This is a genomic window from Spirosoma aerolatum (genome assembly GCF_002056795.1).
GTDB classification, from domain to species: domain Bacteria; phylum Bacteroidota; class Bacteroidia; order Cytophagales; family Spirosomataceae; genus Spirosoma; species Spirosoma aerolatum.
Map to the genome: position 1 here is coordinate 3,819,998 of NZ_CP020104.1, position 14,743 is coordinate 3,834,740.

Sequence of the window (14,743 nt, forward strand, 5' to 3'; positions counted from 1 at the left end):
TATATCAAAACAGACGGCTCAAACAATTTAGAACCTGTCATGCTTATACAGACAGATTCCGTAATTTCGTTTCTTAAATAATAACACAACCCCGATTTACACATGAAACAAGTTCTGGTAATTCTCCTCGCGTGCAGCCTGACATCTGTAGGCGTTCGCGCCCAGCAAGGCAATGCCGTTGATGCAGCTATGCTGGATAACCTTAAAAAAGAAAAGGAAAAAAGTGACAAGGATATAACCGATGCCAAGGCAGGAGCGAAGGCCAGCACCTGGATGGATCGCGCAAAAACATATCAGAATATTGCTGCGGGTGGCAATATCAAGATCGATTCAGCAGCTGCGTCGACAGCCTACGAAGCCTACAAAAAAGTAATTGAACTGGACAAGGATAAAAAAGGTGGTCCAGGTAAATTAGCTAAAGAAGCAGAAGAGGCTCTGAAAAGCCCGAACCTGTACAGTGCCTTTATGCAGCAGGGGGTAGCTAAGTTTCAAGCCAAGAATTTCCCTGATGCCATTAAAGCGATGTCGATGGCTGGAGAGATCAATCCGAAAGATACACTGGCCCCATTGTATACCGCTATTGCTGCCCAGCAGGTAAAAGATAATGCAACGGCAAAAACGCAATTGGAGAAATACATTGCCGGTGGGGGCAAGGATGCTGCTATCTATGGCTCGCTCGCTATGTTATATAGTGCCGATAACGAAGTAGATAAGGCGATTGCGGCATTAGATAAAGGGATTGCGCTGGCTCCAGCCAATAAGGATCTGGCAAACGAGAAAATTAACATCATGTTGCGTACTAACCGGATGGACGATGCCATTGCCAGCATGAAGCAAATGATCGAAAAAGATCCGAACAATGTACAAAACCTAGTGAATCTGTCGATTGTCTATAACAACATCGGCCGTAAAGCTGATGAAGATGTTAAGAAGTTGGAAAGTACAACCAAGAAATCAGGGAATAGTGCCAAACAACTGGCCGACGCGAAAAGTATCGTTGACGCTTACAATTCGGAAATAACCCGGTTAACGGCTGCTATCAAGAAATCGCCCAAGCCTGAATTGAAACGGCAACTAGCGGATGTTCAGAGTAAACTGGCTACCCAAAAAACGGAAGTTACCCGTCTGGAAGCCGAGGCTAAAGAAGCGGCTGCTAATGCGGCTGCCAACGCAGGTAATGAAAGTAAGCTGGCTGAACTGAAGAAGGTAGTAGCTGATAACAAAGCGCTGGAAAAGCAGTACCTGGAAAAAGCCCTGGCTGTGGATGCCAATAACTACGATGCTAATTTTAACATGGCAGTCTGGTTATTCAACGATGCCGTGAATCTGAAGAATACCGTCGATAAGATGGATATGACTGAGTATAGCAAAAATGGTAAAGAGATGGATGGCCGGGTTTGTGGTAAGTTCAAAGCGGCTCTGCCATATTTCCAGAAAGCGAAGTCGATTAAAGATGAGGCTGAAGTAACGGAGAACCTGACGAATACAGAAAATATTTTAAAGCAGTACGAAGAGAAAAAGATCACCTGCATCGAAAGCAAGTAGTGGGATAGGGTCGGTGGTAGAACTACTGACCCTATTTTATGGCGTTATTACTTAACATAATATAAATTATACAACAAAAGAAATGGTTTAATCCACAGACTTATCAATATCTTATCCACGTGGAACAGTAAAGTATTGCTTTACAAGGAGTTAGCCATTTTTAGCATAGAAAAGGCCTTCAACAGCGTCTAAATGGCATTTTGGGTGAAGCTTATCAATGGAAAATCCTCATAGATACAGAGCTGTAAAAGTAAATCTGGAGCGATTTGTATCAAAGCTGTGTAAGTCGTTGTAAGATGAAAATTATATAGCTCTATATAGCTCAGGCCAAGCACGCGCTTGGCCACAACATAAAAGCCTGGAGTTGGTAGCTAACAGTATTTAGATGTCTTTATATACTTGATGCTGTCCCTGAATCAGAGCCGACGGGTACAGTTCTCCGAACTTTAGGCCTACTCCACCTTACCACATCAAAGCTATTTCGAGCAAAAATATGGATGTAATAGCCTGAGCTGAAAAAGGTATTGAACAGTAAAGAGTAGCGTAATCGACTACTCTATATATTCATAAAACAGAGAATTTCACTAACGGATTAAAGTACGGTTATAGTACACAAGTTAATTAGGCTGATTTATGCTGAGGGGGTATACTCTTTAAATGATCCATCCGTGTAAAAGATTAGAATACGCTCAACTTTCTTATCAGTTGACATACTACTAGAAATGATAGGTTCTACAACTGAGTCAGCTGGTTCAGCTACAGTTTGTAAATGTTGGGAAACAGGAGGAATTTCGGTTCGTTGAGAACGTACAGAGGGTTGGCTCCCATACGAATAAAACGAAGGTTGTCCGTTCGGAACTCGGTCAGTAGCTGGTCGTGCTGAATTGCCAATTCGATTACTATGGGTTGAGGGCTGATTCATTGTAGACGAACCGTAGGCATCCTCTTCCATAATCCACTCATAGCCTAACTCTGGGAAACGACGAATTATTTTTTGAATAATATCGAAGCTAGGGCGATTTCTACCCGACAGAATATGTGAGATACTTGATCGTTGGACACCGATCTCATCGGCGAAATACGAAGGTGTTAAATTCTTATCGATAAGAATCTGTTTAATCTTGTCATTTATGCTCATGTGAATTATTGGCTATAAATCAGTAGTTGCTGTATATAGTTACAAATATATTGGTAAATTATTGATCATTGTAATAGGGAATGTATAATATACAAAAACAAAGTCACACGTAACTGTGTGACTTTGCTAACTAATAAAATGTAAATTAAAATGTATATTTGTTACTTGGTGATTGTAGTAACCAATAATTTACATTTTTCTATTGTTTACTAATTTATACAGATACATTGTTTTCACGCAATGCATCATTCAAAGACGTTTTTAAATCAGTCGATGGTTTACGCTGGCCAATTATAATGGCACAGGGAACATGATATTCACCGGCAGGAAACTGTTTAGCATAGCTACCAGGAATCACCACGGAGTTAGCAGGAACAAATCCCTTATATTCGACAGGATTAGCACCCGTCACATCAATAATTTTAGATGAGCCGGTTATCGTAACACCAGCACCCAGTACAGCTTGTTTGCCAATATGAGCCCCCTCGACAACTATACACCGAGAGCCAATAAATGCCCCATCTTCGATAATAACAGGTGCAGCCTGAGGGGGTTCTAATACACCACCTATACCCACTCCCCCACTAAGATGGACGTCTTTCCCAATTTGGGCACAACTTCCGACAGTTGCCCAGGTATCGACCATTGTGCGCTCATCAACGTAGGCCCCAATATTGACATAGGAAGGCATAAGGATAACGCCAGGTGCCTGATACGATCCGTAGCGAGCAACGGCTGGTGGCACTACCCGAACCTTAACGTCGGCAAAGTTCGTTTTTAGTGGAATCTTATCATTGTAGGCAAAAATCCCCACTTCCTGAGGAGTCATTTGCTGACTGATAAAATAAAGTAAAATAGCTTTTTTTACCCATTCATTGACAGTCCAGCTTCCTCCATCAATCGTTGGCGGAGTTGCAACGCGGAGCTCCCCGCTATCTAATTTTTTTATTACCTCCCGTACCAGGTTGGTAGATTCTGGATTCGCTAATAGCTCACGATTAGCCCATATACGTTCAATTTCTGCAATCATCAAATAAAGTAATTGTTTATTAATAAGGTTATAAATAGCTGATATATAAGTATTTGAATTTTAGTGCCAAATTTTATATTGTCTTACATCAATAATATACTAGATTAGTTTTCCCATTTTTCAAAGGTAAGCAGAAGGCATGTATAGTTGAAATATATGGCCATTTTTTTTCAGTTGTAGTGGTTTCGGCCAAGCAGGTGCTTGGCCGATGAAAGTTCTACGTCGAATAGCTAAGCAGCTACTTTTATACTTCTCTGGCCAAGCAAGTGCTTGGCCGAAACCACCACAATTGGTAGCTTACCAGTTCTATAGTATCTATCTGAGGGGCTTATTATAAAGTGGGCTCAGGTAGATGTAGTTTCTTTAGGTTGTTAGTCTATTTAATGTATAAAGTATAAATCAATATTCATGCCGGATCAAAAGTTATGAGTCTCTTCGTTCGAATTAGAAAAGCTTTTATCTCAAAATATTCTGAATGATAAATCGTGCGTCTATTAATACCTGCTGACTATGCTTGTATAAGGATAAAAAGGGTTAAGTGGATAGTGGTTGATTCTACGTATTTAGTTTTTATAATTAACTAGTAATGATAGCATAGAGATTCCTTTTATTCTTTTTGTAGAAATAATTCTTCATTATGAATAGTTTCATTTTGAAGTGATAAAATAAGGCTTCTACTCCCCTATTTGTCTCACGAACAGCTAAGGTCTAGCATTCATTTGTAAATACTAAATATTGTTAGCAAATTAATTGATTTATTAGTATTCAACATTCTCTTAGCTAAGAATTTTAGTATAATACTACTATTTGCTCAAGAATTAGCGATAATTTCGTCATTTTTTCGCATTTTGCCAGCAAAAATTAGTTAAAACTACCATAAATACTAAAAAATCTAACTTTATAATTTGATTTTACTAAAACACTTATTTAAAATTGCTAATATTAATACTAATTACTAACCTTGTCCCCCATCCCCCATTTCTAGCTATCGGCTCATTTAATCTGTATATTTGACCCCGAAAACAAACCAATTTTCTCTGTACATGAAAAAAATACGCGTTGCTATTAATGGCTTCGGTCGTATCGGACGGTTATCGTTCAGACGGCTTCTGGAAAAGGAAAACATCGAAGTAGTCGCTATTAACGATTTAACTGATAATGCGACCCTGGCCCATCTGCTAAAATATGATTCCGTTCATGGAAAATTCACGGGTGAAGTCTCTTCCGATAGTGAAAGCTTAACAGTTAACGGACAACGTATTCATGCCTATGCTGAGCGTGATCCTAAAAATCTCCCCTGGAGTGAATTAGAAATTGATGTCGTGCTGGAGTCAACAGGACGATTCGTCGATGAAGCGGGGGCGGGCATGCACTTACAGGCTGGCGCTAAAAAAGTAGTGATTTCAGCACCAGCTAAAGGTAACATCCCAACCGTTGTATTAGGCGTAAATGATGACACGCTAACGGGTGAAGAAACAATCATCTCGAACGCGTCATGTACCACAAACTGTTTGGCCCCAATGGCCAAAGTACTTGATGATGTATTCGGTATCGAAAAAGGATACATGACGACCATTCACGCATACACTGCCGACCAGAACTTACAGGACGCTCCCCACTCCGATTTACGTCGGGCTCGGGCAGCAGCCTTGTCAATTGTTCCTACCTCTACGGGAGCAGCAAAAGCGGTTGGATTGGTTTTGCCACAATTAAAAGGGAAGCTGGACGGCAACGCACTCCGCGTACCAACACCAGATGGCTCACTCACTGACCTGACCGTAATTTTGAAAAAACCAGCCTCCATAGAGGAAATTAACAACGCGATCAAAGAAGCTTCAGAATCCTCGCTAAAAGGAATTCTGGAATATACTACCGATCAAATTGTATCGATCGATATCGTCGGCAATCCTCACTCCTGCATCTTCGATTCAAAATTGACAGCCGTCAATGGCAATCTCGCAAAGGTGGTTGGCTGGTACGATAACGAGTATGGTTACTCGAGCCGGGTTGCCGACTTGATGGAGAAACTATTCTAACAATTGTAAATTACATTGTCGACTATTCACATAGTTAAACATAAATAGTTGACCATAGCGTAGTTTACTTATTTAAATGGGCGTGATTACATAGTTAAATCACGCCCATTTTGCATTGTAAATAGTTAATAGTAAATCCTTTATTGTGAAAAAGTTCTTCGTATTTCGTCTTTATACCGATGTGAATTCTATTTAGCGGTGATTTATATAAGTCAGTTGTAAATTGTAAATCAGTAGCACCATTCGCGTTGACCTGCTCTACGCTGTAGGCAAATAATTCTGGATTATCTGTTTTTAAATGTAACGTTCCACCCGGTTTTAAAAGCTGTTTATAGATCGTTAAGAAACGGGGATGTGTCAATCGATGTTTCTCCTGCTTCGGCCGTGGCTGAGGATCCGGAAACGTTATCCAGATTTCAGCTACCTCTCCTGCTTCAAAAAATTCCTGTAGAAAATTTATATCGGTTCGTAAAAACGCGACGTTCGTTAAGCCAAGTAGTTGAGCTGCCTTAGAGCCTCTCGCAATTCGATCCCCTTTTATATCTACCCCAATAAAATTAGTGTTTCGGTACGCCTGTCCCAGCCCTACTGTATACTCGCCCTTACCACAGGCCAGCTCCAATACAATCGGATTGTCGTTCCTGAAATACTCGGATCCCCAGTTTCCACGAATCGTTTTATACAGGGGTTTACCAGCTTCAATAACATTTGAGCTTTCGGCATTTTGCAGAAAGCGGTGCGTTTTTCGTCGTGTCACGGAGATAAAAAAGTAAGGCCGCCAAAGCAGCCATTTTAACTAATAAACGAATTAAGAAAAATCAATGAAGTCAAGGGAAGGCGAAAAAAGGGTATACCTAATCGAATAATCCGTTCCTACTCGCAGCGAAGTAAGCTTCAGCTCACGCTGGTCATATAGTTCAGAGCTTAGCTTCAGGATATACCTTCTTATGCTGGGCAACCAGGGTAGCGTACTGCTGGGTTGTCAGGATCGATTTATAAGCAAGTACCTTCTCAGTTTCTACCCCAACGGCCAAGGTACGGAGCTTAGCCTGGTTCATACGGGTTGCCTTCAACTGCTTCACACCATTATTGAATTTAACCACGGCATTGGTAATAATCTCTTTAGCCTTGGGTAGTTGCTGGTCGGTTAACTTCAGTCGCTGTTTGTCGGCTTTAACAACCGATTTGATGATCATGCCAACCGTTGCTCCGTTGTTTAGAAAGACAAATTTTTCGTTCTCTACAGACGGCTTCTGAGCGAGCAGGCTGGTCGATCCGCTCAACCAAAGCATTAGCAAAACAGGGATGGATTTCATAAGCGAAAACAGTTCGTTAGCAAAACTATCCTAAATCCACCAATTCGGCAATGGTATAGTTACTACCAGTGATCAGGATCAGGTCATGGGGCGACGATTCCTCCAGAGCAGCCGCTAACGCCAGGTTCACATCGGCATATGCATTCCCCCGTCGCCCAACAGCAGCCGCTTCGGTCTGTAGCACCTCAGCCGGAAGCGCACGGGGTGTATGAGCCTGACAAAAATAATAGACGGCTGACGGCGGTACCACCTCCAGGACTTTAGTCCGATCTTTATCGGCCACTACCCCCAATACAATCCGTAGAGTGTCGAAGGCAAGACTACGAATGGTTTCGAAAAGGGCTTCCAGACCCGGCTGATTATGGGCAGTGTCGGCAATAACACGGGGTTGCTGACGTACCGTTTGAAACCGTCCCTTTAATCCAGTCAGTACGCTAACCGCAGCGAGGGCCCGCCGTATGGACGAAACAGAAACTGGAAAGATGGATTGCAGCACAGAAACCGTGGCCAGGGCAGTAGGGAGATTATGCAATTGGTAAGCACCCAGTAAATCGAGTTCATAGTTTTCCGGTCGTTCATCGGCATTGGTCCTGATCGCTACCTGCCGATACCCATTCAGAATACCTTCGTCCATCACCGTATAGGCCTGATCGGCAAATACAAGAGGAGCCTTTTGCTCACTGGCCTTTTTCATAAACACAGCCTGCGTGTCGGGGTGCGTTTCGCCAATCACTACCGGAACCCCCGGTTTAATGATCCCCGCTTTTTCCCCAGCTATTTGAGGAAGGGTATCGCCCAGAATATCCGTATGGTCATATCCGATGTTGGTAATGACGGACACCAGTGGGGTGATGACATTCGTGGAATCGAGCCGACCGCCCAACCCCACTTCAATAATAGCCAGATCGACCTGCTGGTGGGCAAAATAGTCAAAGGCCATAGCGACCGTCGCTTCAAAAAACGACGGTTCGATGGATTCGATTACCCCTTGATACCGCTCCACGAACGCGGCCACGTCGGCTTCCGGAATCGGTTGCCCGTTGAGCCGGATGCGTTCTGTGAACGATTGCAGGTGGGGCGAAGTATACAAACCCACGCGGTAACCAGCCGATTGATAGATAGCCGCCAGCATATGGGACGTGCTGCCTTTGCCGTTGGTGCCCCCTACGTGAATACTACGAAACTGCTGATGCGGGTTCCCCAGGGCTTCGCAAAGCGCCAGGGTATTACCCAAACCGGGCTTGATGGCTTTGGGACCTATCCGGTGAAAAACTGGGAGCCGACTATAGAGATAGTCGATCGCTTCCGTGTACTGCATTAATCTCTTGCCTTAATGATAAAGGTAATGGTTCCTGTCGAGGTGGGGGGGGTCGAGCCTCCTTTAGGCCGTAAGCGGAGTCGCTGAACAGCTTTCCGATACTGCTCGGCCACCGATGGGCTTACCGTTGACTGCTGCTGCTGAACCCGGATGATTTCGCCATCCCCATCAACCGTAATTTTAAAAACAATCTTACCGGTTTCATCCGAATCGTCATTAACGGCCGGGCGGCTCGCCATCGACCAGCCCGACACATCGAAGGCAACCCCTGTAGCCGCACCACCCGGGGTTCCGTAAAACTCTTTGGCGTTAATCTTACCGTTTGGATTCCCCTTATCTCCTACACCACTGGCATCGTCACCGTTATTATTCCCCCCATTTCCCGACGCTTTACCAACGGTTCCGTTCGACCCACCCCCACCCGATGATTTTTTAAAGAGGGCATCGGTATTGACGGTTTCTACTTTTTTGGTAGGCGCTGGCGGAGCAGGCCGTTCCACGGGTGCAGTGTTTTTAGGCGCTTCGACCCGCTTCGGTTCGGGTCGCTCAGGGGTGGTTACCGGGCTTTCGGCTTTGCTGACGATCAGCGGTTTTTCAGTCGCCGTTTTTGCCGGTTTGGCGTCTTCCACCTTTGGACTCGGCGTCGCCTTTACTTTTTCGATACGTGGAGTCGTATTGATTTTAGGATTGGGACGCTTCTCGGCAGGTTTTACATCCTCCGCTCTGGGTGAATCGGATGCTTTATTATAGGTTTGAATCCGGCCACTCCCCCGGGCATCCGTTCCAAAATTCACCTCCACGAACTGAATCGGGGGAGGATTGGGGATCGTCTGCGTAAGCTTCACCAGCAGCAGCAGGATAATCAGCAGGACGTTGATCACAACGGCTCCGGCTAAGGATTTGACCCGAATTTCGTCTTCGTTCTCGAATGTAATGCGGTTCATGGCTGAATTATTGGCTAATTCGGGATGGGATTGTTCAGATGTGTTCGTCAACTCGTTTGTGCTTATAACGCAGAAACCGAACACATCGTTTATGATACGGTGATTCTGTAGGGTGTATCGACTGTAAACAGAACAAAGTAACATAAATTCTTCGACACAAAGCCCGTCTGGACATTGGCTTTCCGCGTATGTTTGCAATCCAGCCTGCCAACAGGCTCTGTTTACTGCCAACAATCTATTCCTGTAAATCGTCATTTGCCATGCCCGTTCTTCAGCCTATCGTTAACATCGCTGAACTGCTTTCTCAAAAAGGAATTTCCGATGTGATCGTTTCGCCGGGCTCCCGTTCCGCTCCGTTAACCCTGGCCGTTGCCCGACATCCACAGTTACAGGTTCGGGTCATGGCCGATGAACGGTCGGCAGGGTTTGTAGCGTTGGGGATTGCTCAGCAGACTCGTCGACCGGTTGCCGTTATCTGTACATCAGGCAGTGCTGTATATAATCTGGCGCCCGCTGTAGCCGAAGCGTATTTTCAACAGGTGCCTCTCCTATTGCTGACCGCCGACCGACCCCACGAATGGCTACACCAGCAGGATGGGCAGACCATTGACCAGATCGGCATTTTTAGGAATCAGGTAAAGCGAAGTTATGACCTCCCGGCCGATTATACCCATCCCGATGCCCGATGGGCTATTGAACGATCCCTGAACGAGGCCGTAACGCTCTGTCAGCTGGAACCTGCCGGACCCGTGCATGTGAATGTCCCATTGCGGGAGCCTTTCTACCCAAAAGCGGATGAATCGTTCGCGTTTGAACGGGTACGGCTCATTGACACCCTACTCGCTACACCTACCTTAGCCCCCGAAACCTGGCATCGGCTACAGGCCGAGTGGGAACAAAGCAGTCGCATCCTGATTGCCGTTGGACAACTTCCCCCAAATCCGGCTTTACGGTCTGTGTTGACCCAAATTACCGACGAATGGGGAATTCCCGTGGTGGGCGAGATCATCAGCAATCTGGCAGACAATGGGCAGTTTATTACCCATACCGACACGATGCTGGCGAGTCTGGATGACGAGCAGGCCAATGCGCTACGCCCCGATCTACTCATCACGCTCGGCGGTTCGTTCCTGACCCGAAATCTGAAAACCTTCTTTCGGAACTACCCCGCCCGTCGACACTGGCACATCCAGCCAACCGTTGATCGGGTTACCGATGGCTTCCAGAGCCTGACAACCCTCATCCCCAGCGAACCAACGGCTTTTCTGGAAAAACTATTCGCCGATATTGACTACCAGCGCTTTCTTCAGGGGGATGATGAGGACGACGAGCGTCAGTTTCTACACCATTGGCAGGCTTTTGACCGAAAGGCCGCGAGGCTTGTAGCAGGCGTTCTGGCTCAACCCGATCAGCCCCTTACCGACTGGTCGGCGGTTCAGAGCGTTCTGGAACAGCTCCCCCCTAATTCCATTCTACACCTGGCCAATAGCATGCCTGTACGCTATGCCAATCTCTGTGGACTAACCGCTCGACAGGGCATTCAGGTAGCGGCTAACCGGGGGGTCAGTGGTATTGATGGGTGTCTGAGTACGGCATTAGGTGCTGCGCTCAAAACCGATCAGATCCTCACCCTGCTTATTGGGGATGTGGCCTTTTTCTATGACCGAAACGCACTCTGGTCGGCCCCTATCCCTAATAACCTGCGGATTGTTTTATTGAATAATGACGGTGGGCATATTTTTCGGATTATCGACGGCCCCAGCCGCCAGCCCGAACTGGAAACCTACTTCGAAACTCCGCATGGATACACGGCCCGGAATACCGCTGCCGACGCTAGCCTTCACTACGAGGCCTGTGCGACACGAGAGGAATTAGAGTCGCTCCTCCCCGCTTTTTTTCAATCGGGTAATCGGGCCCGACTCCTGGAGATCACGACCGATAAGCTGGCAAACCAGGCCCAGTTTCTGCACTATAAAACCCAAAACAGTAATAAACTAATACTATAGTTATAGTTATATCCACCACAGCAACACTAATCTACCACCTTTTACCGCTAAGTTATGGAAGACCGCAGGTATCCAATCGGCCCCTTCAGCCCTCAATCAACCTACACATCCGATGAACTGAGTACCATCCTGTCGACAATTGCCGACAGTCCGGCCCAGTATCAGGCTATTACCTCTACCCTCACCCCGGATGACCTGACCAAAACCTATCGGGCAGGAAGCTGGACCGTACAGCAATTGATTCATCACGTGTCCGATATTCAATTCCTTCATTTCTTTCGCATGAAAAAGGCCCTGACCGAATCGGATTATACGACCCTAACTCTGATCGACATGGATGCCTGGGCCAATACTACAGATGTTACCACAGCCTCCATCGACGGTTCGATTCGTATGCTGGAAGGAATTACCCCTCGCTACGTACGGCTGGGGCAAACGCTGACAGATGCGCAACTAGCTATTCAGTATTACCATCCGGTACGGGAGTATTGGATCAACCAGGCTCAGGCGCTGGCTATGTCGGCCTGGCACCTTCAGCATCACCTCGCGCATATCCGACTAGCGCTGCCAACCACTTAATGACAAGTAATTCCAATTAAAAACCTGGCAACTGATTTCAAAATTGATATTTAAAAGAAAATGCAAAAAAAGGTGAAGTTAGAAAGACCTGCGAAATGACCGTTTTGCAGGTCTTTCTAACTTCACCTTTTTTTGCATTTGGCCCTATATTCCGCCCTTGCCTGTTCATCACCAGCGGCATCGCCACGCTGCCAGGCCGTGCAGGCTTCAGCCATATGGCCCATCGCCCATTCCGTAGTACCCAGGTAATAATAGAGCTGTTCGACCGAAGCATCCAGGGTTTCGGCCCGACGAAACTCGGTAACGGCTTTTGCCGGTTGATGCTGGCTAAGCCAGTAAATCCCCATGGTCAGGTGTGCCCAGGCATTCTGCTCATTCCGTTTCAGGGATTCTTCAACCAAGGGTAAGGCCTCGGCTGGGCGGTTCAGTTTCAGGAGCAGATAGGCTTTGTTGTTGAGGTAATACGGTTGACGAGGCTGTAACGCCAATGCCTGTTCAACATACGGCAATGCTTCGGCATACTTCCCCTCATGAGCCAGGAGCAAACTCTGATTGTTCAGGGCGGCATCCTGTTTGGGATTCAGCTGTAAAGCCCGGCGGATATCCTGCTGCGCAGAACCGTATGCTTTTTGTGTATAATACAACGCCCCCCGGTTGGTCAGCGCTTCGACATTGGCTGGGGCTAGTTGCAGGGCACGGTCGTAGGCAACCTGGGCAGGCCCTACCCGGTTCAGTTGTGTATACACGTCGCCAAGGCGGGAATGGTAAAACGTCGAATCGCGGTATTGGTTTTCGATATGCTCCAGATCCCCCAGGCTCCCGGTCGCATCCCCCAGTTCCAGCCGAACTTCCGCACGATTAAAATAAGCCGTGGCAAAATCGGGGTCCAGATCAATGGCTCGGGAATAGTCGGCCAGTGCTCCTTCCCGATCATCGTTCCGAAATTTGGCAAGCCCCCGGTTGTTGTATGCATCGGCAAAATCACCCTTTTTGGCAATAGCCTCCGAATAATACCGAATAGCCTCCCGATACTCACGTTTTTGCAACTGTACATTTCCTTTCAGGAAAAACTGGGCTGCTTCATCGGTATCTCTAGTACATTGAGTAATGATTAATGAACAATGGATAATGAATACGGTACGAATTAACCTCGGAAAGATTCTGCCTGTTACTTTTGTCTTCTTCCAGAGTATGGTTTGAGCTTCATGATCCATTAGTCATTGTCAATTATATAGTACGTATGCGTTTTGTCCAAGACATCCCTCACTCACAATTCCGTATCGGGCTATATGCCTGGAACAGCAAATATATCGTCAAAATTGAAGCTGGCCCCTACGAGCAGACGTATAAAGTCAGTGAGCTGGATTTGATCGACCCAGAAAGCATACCTACTTTACTTGATGAACGCTTTCTGACTAAAGTAGCCGCCCGGTTTCAGGAAATGGATGATGACTGGCAAGCGACGGGCGAACGGAATGAGGTGTTTTGACATAAGACGTGACAATGCGGTCAGCGTAGCCCTTGTTTATAGAGGTAGGTACACACTAAAAGTTGCCCCCTGCCCAGGTCGACTTTGCGCGTTTATCCAACCGCCGTGATTAAGGACTACTTTCTCGCAAATGGCTAATCCAATGCCCGTTCCGGCATATTCACTTCGTCCATGTAAGCGCTGAAACACCATAAAAATGCGATCCAGGTATTTTTCCTCAAAGCCGATACCATTGTCCACGACATCAATTCGATAATAGCCATTGGCCAGTCGATGGGGCTTAAAATCAACAGGTAAATCACTGGCCATCACCTCACTCGACACAATCTGAATCTGAGGAGCAACCCCGAACCTGCGAAACTTGAGGGCATTACTTACTAAGTTCTGGAATAACTGTTCTAATTGTGAAGCATCACCAGCGACCTGGGGTAAGTCGCCAGTCTGAATAGTTGCTGCCGTTTCCTGGATGAGTAGCTCTAGGTTTTGGACCACATCCTCTACGATGGTAGTGAGCGATACCGGTTGGCTGGTCCTCCGTTGTGTGGAGATCCGTGAATAGCTCAACAAGTCTCGAATCAGACTCGACATCCGATGGGCTGCATTTTGCATCCGCTCCAGATAGGTTATTCCTTCTCCCAGCTCTGTGCGGTATTGATTCTGGAGGAGGTCACCGAATTGCTGAATCTTTCGAAGAGGCTCCTGCAAATCGTGCGATGCGATATACGCAAACTGTTGAAGGTTTTGGTTCGACCGCTTCAAGTCCTGAATCGAATCTTCCAACTGCTGGGTGCGTTCGGCTACTTGTCGATCCAGTTCCATCGACTGCTGACGTAATTGCTCTTCTCGCAATAGCAGAGCCTGATGGGCGGCTACCTGTAGCGTAATCTCGACCCCCGTTGCTATGATCCCGTAAACGGCGCCCTGCTTGTTTTTGAGAGGTTTAAACGAAAAATCGAAATATACGGTCTTCATCACCCCATCGATCATCATATGGGCGGGGGTGCTGTCGGTAGCGAACGTTACGCCTGTGGTAAATACCTCGTCCAGGATTGCCAGAAAGGGCTGCCCTTCCATCTCAGGGATAGCCTTGGCTAAGGGCATTCCAAAAACATTAGCCCCTTTTCCCCATACAGCTAGCTGCGGTTTATTCGCTACGGTAATGATCATCTCCCGGCCAACCAGTAAGGCAATCGGAATGGGGGACTCCATTACCAGGGCACGGAAAATGGCTTCATTATCGAGCATTTCAGAATCGGCACTCATACAGGGATAAAGGTAAGCTACAGCTCTTTAACCGTAATTAGCCGTTTGAGTTTTCCTGATCGCCATTACTTAGGGGATT

13 protein-coding genes are annotated in these 14,743 nt (G+C 46.4%); 5 read left to right on the forward strand and 8 right to left on the reverse strand.

What is annotated here, in order from left to right; all coding sequences use genetic code 11:
* Positions 1–102 precede the first annotated feature (102 nt).
* Entirely contained in the window at positions 103–1,545 is a 1,443-nt protein-coding gene (locus tag B5M13_RS15385; RefSeq protein WP_080056519.1) for a tetratricopeptide repeat protein, read from the forward strand.
* A 631-nt stretch (positions 1,546–2,176) separates the two neighbouring features.
* Here B5M13_RS15385 and B5M13_RS15390 read toward each other — a convergent pair.
* Positions 2,177–2,683 carry a helix-turn-helix transcriptional regulator gene (locus B5M13_RS15390; protein WP_080056520.1) on the reverse strand — a complete coding sequence of 169 codons (507 nt, stop codon included), beginning with the start codon at positions 2,681–2,683 and terminating at the stop codon, positions 2,177–2,179.
* 214 nt (positions 2,684–2,897) lie between these two features.
* Positions 2,898–3,713 carry a 2,3,4,5-tetrahydropyridine-2,6-dicarboxylate N-succinyltransferase gene (locus tag B5M13_RS15395; protein ID WP_080056521.1) on the reverse strand — a complete coding sequence of 272 codons (816 nt, stop codon included), beginning with the start codon at positions 3,711–3,713 and terminating at the stop codon, positions 2,898–2,900.
* 1,043 nt (positions 3,714–4,756) lie between these two features.
* Between B5M13_RS15395 and gap the strand changes: the two genes are divergently transcribed.
* The gene (gene gap / locus B5M13_RS15400; protein WP_080056522.1) at positions 4,757–5,749 is read left to right on the forward strand and encodes a type I glyceraldehyde-3-phosphate dehydrogenase; all 993 of its coding nucleotides are present in this window, start codon (positions 4,757–4,759) and stop codon (positions 5,747–5,749) included.
* Positions 5,750–5,843: 94 nt separating this feature from the next.
* On the opposite strand, the gene trmB is transcribed toward gap, so the two are convergent.
* The 4 genes from trmB to B5M13_RS15420 form a co-directional block, all read right to left on the reverse strand.
* Positions 5,844–6,506 (reverse strand): tRNA (guanosine(46)-N7)-methyltransferase TrmB, encoded by a 663-nt coding sequence (gene trmB, locus B5M13_RS15405; RefSeq protein WP_080056523.1) that lies wholly within the window; start codon positions 6,504–6,506, stop codon positions 5,844–5,846.
* Between the two features lie 160 nt (positions 6,507–6,666).
* Complete coding sequence (locus tag B5M13_RS15410) at positions 6,667–7,065, reverse strand: hypothetical protein (RefSeq protein WP_080056524.1); 399 nt, start codon at positions 7,063–7,065, stop codon at positions 6,667–6,669.
* Between the two features lie 25 nt (positions 7,066–7,090).
* The gene (locus B5M13_RS15415) at positions 7,091–8,383 is read right to left on the reverse strand and encodes a bifunctional folylpolyglutamate synthase/dihydrofolate synthase (protein WP_080056525.1); all 1,293 of its coding nucleotides are present in this window, start codon (positions 8,381–8,383) and stop codon (positions 7,091–7,093) included.
* Positions 8,383–9,327, reverse strand: coding sequence for a hypothetical protein (locus B5M13_RS15420; protein ID WP_080056526.1), 945 nt, complete (start codon positions 9,325–9,327; stop codon positions 8,383–8,385). The genes B5M13_RS15415 and B5M13_RS15420 overlap by 1 nt, the downstream gene beginning before the upstream one ends.
* 260 nt (positions 9,328–9,587) lie before the next feature.
* On the opposite strand from B5M13_RS15420, the gene menD reads away from it, so the two are divergent.
* Positions 9,588–11,333, forward strand: coding sequence for a 2-succinyl-5-enolpyruvyl-6-hydroxy-3-cyclohexene-1-carboxylic-acid synthase (gene menD / locus B5M13_RS15425; RefSeq protein WP_080056527.1), 1,746 nt, complete (start codon positions 9,588–9,590; stop codon positions 11,331–11,333).
* Positions 11,334–11,387: 54 nt separating this feature from the next.
* Entirely contained in the window at positions 11,388–11,912 is a 525-nt protein-coding gene (locus B5M13_RS15430; RefSeq protein WP_080056528.1) for a DinB family protein, read from the forward strand.
* Between the two features lie 122 nt (positions 11,913–12,034).
* On the opposite strand, the gene B5M13_RS15435 is transcribed toward B5M13_RS15430, so the two are convergent.
* Positions 12,035–13,126 carry a tetratricopeptide repeat protein gene (locus tag B5M13_RS15435; RefSeq protein ID WP_080056529.1) on the reverse strand — a complete coding sequence of 364 codons (1,092 nt, stop codon included), beginning with the start codon at positions 13,124–13,126 and terminating at the stop codon, positions 12,035–12,037.
* A 26-nt stretch (positions 13,127–13,152) separates the two neighbouring features.
* On the opposite strand from B5M13_RS15435, the gene B5M13_RS15440 reads away from it, so the two are divergent.
* Positions 13,153–13,401, forward strand: coding sequence for a hypothetical protein (locus B5M13_RS15440; protein ID WP_080056530.1), 249 nt, complete (start codon positions 13,153–13,155; stop codon positions 13,399–13,401).
* A gap of 36 nt (positions 13,402–13,437) precedes the next feature.
* Here the strand turns inward: B5M13_RS15440 and B5M13_RS15445 are convergent, their stop codons facing one another.
* Positions 13,438–14,664, reverse strand: coding sequence for a sensor histidine kinase (locus B5M13_RS15445; protein WP_080056531.1), 1,227 nt, complete (start codon positions 14,662–14,664; stop codon positions 13,438–13,440).
* Between the last annotated feature and the right edge of the window lie 79 nt (positions 14,665–14,743).